General features: G+C 56.7%; 3 protein-coding genes. All 3 read left to right on the top strand.

Annotated elements, in window-relative coordinates:
- Window positions 1–20 precede the first annotated feature (20 nt).
- A complete protein-coding gene (locus tag NCN04_RS09955) occupies window positions 21–1,583 on the top strand; it encodes a CocE/NonD family hydrolase (protein ID WP_250395991.1) in 1,563 nt (520 codons plus the stop codon).
- A gap of 36 nt (window positions 1,584–1,619) precedes the next feature.
- Window positions 1,620–2,360, top strand: coding sequence for a DUF3887 domain-containing protein (locus tag NCN04_RS09960; RefSeq protein WP_250395990.1), 741 nt, complete (start codon window positions 1,620–1,622; stop codon window positions 2,358–2,360).
- An 81-nt stretch (window positions 2,361–2,441) separates the two neighbouring features.
- The coding region (locus NCN04_RS09965) for a GlgB N-terminal domain-containing protein (RefSeq protein WP_502988786.1) at window positions 2,442–3,101 on the top strand (660 nt) is incomplete at its 3' end.

The raw sequence follows: 3,101 nt of genomic DNA on the forward strand, positions 1-3,101 counted from the left end.
AAAGATTCGCTGACGCGAGATTGACCACCCATGATGGCGCGTCTTTGGTGTCGCGAATCTGGACTCCACAAGGGACTGGTCCATGGCCGACCCTGCTGATGAGACAGCCCTACGGCAGGGCCATTGCTTCCACCGTGACCCTCCCCCACCCGCTCTGGTGGACCGACCAAGGATTCGCAGTCGTCGTCCAAGACGTGCGCGGTCAGGGCAGTTCTGAGGGAACGTTTCAAGGGTTTGGCCAAGAAGCTACCGACACCGCCGCGACCCTCAATTGGCTCCGCGAACGGCCTGAATGCAATGGCCGCATTGGCCTGTATGGGTTGTCGTATCAAGGCCTCACCCAACTGCTCGCACCAGCGGATTGCCCAGCTCCTGATTGCCTCGCGCCCGCCATGTGCGGTTTGGCAGAACGAGAACATTGGAGTTGCGAAGGCGGCGCTCACTGGTGGCACCTCGGTCTTGGTTGGGGTTTGCAGCTTGCCGCACTGCAAGCCCAACGCCACAACGATTCCGTCGTCTGGAACGAAATCCAAAGCGCTTTGGTGGATGGTCGCTATCTACGTGAGGGAATCGGGCTCTTGCAACGACATGACCCCAAGGGAATGGCGTTGCGCTGGTTGCAACAACCTGCAGATCAGGCCGAAGGGTGGACTCTCCATCGCCCAGCCGAAGCCTGGCTCCGCAAACCCATGCTGCTGATCGGAGGCTGGTGGGATCCCCATCTGCGAGGCCTCCTCGACCTTCTCAAAATGGCCCGATCCAGTGGTGGCAATCCCGAACTTCACATCGGCCCAGCTACCCACCTGAAGTGGTGGCCAGAAACCAACCAGCTACTGCTGGATTTTTTTAATCAACATCTCAAAAATCCTCCGCCCCGCAGCCAAGCCAAGACAAGAGAGATCAGGCTTTGGGATCAAGGCGATGCCACCTGGTCTAGTCAGATTGGAAACGAGTGCTCCAGCGCCTGTTGGCACCTCAGCAGCCAAGGTTTGGCTTGCCTTGATCTCACCGATGGGCAATTGCTCGATGCAGGGATACCTGGATCGGGAACCTGCGTCATCGTGCATGACCCGTGGAGACCCGCACCGGCCATTGGTGGGCATTTGAGTCCCACGGCTGGGCCGTGCGATCGAAGGATTGTTGATCAACGTTCGGACGTGGCAGTCTTTAGTTCCGCGCCGCTCCAAACAGCGCTCCAGCTATGCGGTCGCCCTCTCTTGAGATTAAAGGTGTCCGCCGATCAGCCAGCCTTTGACCTCTGCGCTGCACTGTCAAGACTCCCCGCCAATGGAGATGAGGTGCAGCAGCTTTCAACAGGTGTGTTGCGCGTGCGACGGTCCATGGACTCGGAAGATGGCCACATCACACTGGAGTTGCAGCCACTATTTGTGAGCTTCCAACCTGGAGACCGACTACGGCTCTCGCTTGCGGGGGCCTCATGGCCAGCGATTGGGATCAATCCAGGAGATGGGAAGCAACGGTTTGGCCCACCCAACAGCGATTGCCGCGTGATCACCCTTTGTTTACAGCTGGAGGAGGCGACACTGCAAATGGCGCCACTACTCCTTCCCCAAGCCGGATGAACTCCGGCAAACTAACCCCATTGTTGCCCCACATTCATGAAGCTCTCCTCCTGCCTTCTGGTCTGCGCTCTCGCGGCACCGATGCTGCAGGCGTTCCCTGTGCCAGCGGCACGAGGAGAACAGCTTTTAGCCCAGGGAGCACTGGCCCCACGCACTTCTCTGAGCACCAGTGAAGCCAGCCAAGCGGCGGATTCACTCCTGACGGCTCTACAAACCCGTAATGCCCAGGCTCTCTTTGAGCGCCTATCCACCCCTCTGAAAAACGCAACAACCGTTGAAGCCGTTCAAGGTCGCTTAAATAATGCGCATCGGATTAAATCCACGCGCGTTGTGGCGATTTATCCAGGGATAGATGACACAACGGTGGATGTCATTGCCCAAACCGAAGAGGGAAGCAAGGAGCTCCTTCTCGTTCTTGACGATGAAGGCAAGCTTGTGGCCTGGAAGTGGTTGGGTGAAACGTTGCCGATTGAGACAACGGCTCTGAAATTTGTTCGCGATCTCGACGCACAACGCTGGATTGCTGCTCGCTACTACCTTTCGCTTGATTTTCAAAAAGAAATTTCCCCAGAAGATCTGGAACGCAAGTGGAGCAAATTGAGCCGCATTCTGGGAGGCGTGAAGCGGGTCAAAAACGCTGTTGTTTCAAGCAGAGGAGCCGAACAACAACTCGTTCTGGTCACCATTGAATTTGGAACCGTGACCGACAACTTGTTTGTGATTTTCGATTCTCGAGGCCGGATCATCAACGTTGACTTCTCAGAGGATCTGGTCTGATCCCAAAAACTCGGGGGAATCCATGCAGCCGCGGCGGGGTTTCCGCTTAAGCTCCCGGGCTAACGAAGTCCATCCCCCTGCATGACCAGCGCTGTTCTCGACTGGATGGTTCAGGACAGCCAGAGGCTGGCTGAATGCCGACACGATCATCCCTTCTCTCTTCTTGGTCCCCAACAGCTGGAGTCGGGCCAATGGGTTGTTAGGGCCTGGGTTCCTGAAGCTGAAACCGTTGAGTTGATCCTCGATGGCAAACGCCAATCGATGCAGACTCCCCATCACCCATGGGTGTTCGAAGCCGAATGTTCAAGGGATCCAGGACATCACTACAAATTGCAGATTCGCCGAGGCGGGATCGAGCACGAGCAATTTGATCCTTGGGCCTTTCGGCATGAGTGGATGGGAGAGATGGATCGCCATCTGTTTGCAGAAGGCAACCACCATCACATCTGGCGTCGGATGGGGGCCCACCGCTGCCAACAAGGTGGCATCGAGGGGGTGATGTTCTGCCTTTGGGCACCGAACGCACTCACCGTCAGCGTGATTGGCAATCTCAATTCATGGGATGGTCGCTATCACCCCATGCAGCAAAGGCTGGGCGGCATCTGGGAATTGTTCGTTCCCGAACTGGAGGAAGGACACTTTTATAAATACGAGATCCGCACCCAAGACGGCCACTGTTATCAGAAGGCTGACCCCTACGGCTTCCAGCATGAAGTCAGGCCTGATACCAGCTCCATCGTG

The sequence above is a fragment of the Synechococcus sp. MU1655 genome, assembly GCF_023630655.1.
In the GTDB taxonomy this organism is placed as follows: Bacteria; Cyanobacteriota; Cyanobacteriia; order PCC-6307; family Cyanobiaceae; genus Synechococcus_C.

Bases quoted from the DNA above. Each gene is read 5' to 3' on its own strand.
- NCN04_RS09960 (WP_250395990.1), top strand. From the start codon at position 1,620: ATGAAGCTCTCCTCCTGCCTTCTGGTCTGCGCTCTCGCGGCACCGATG.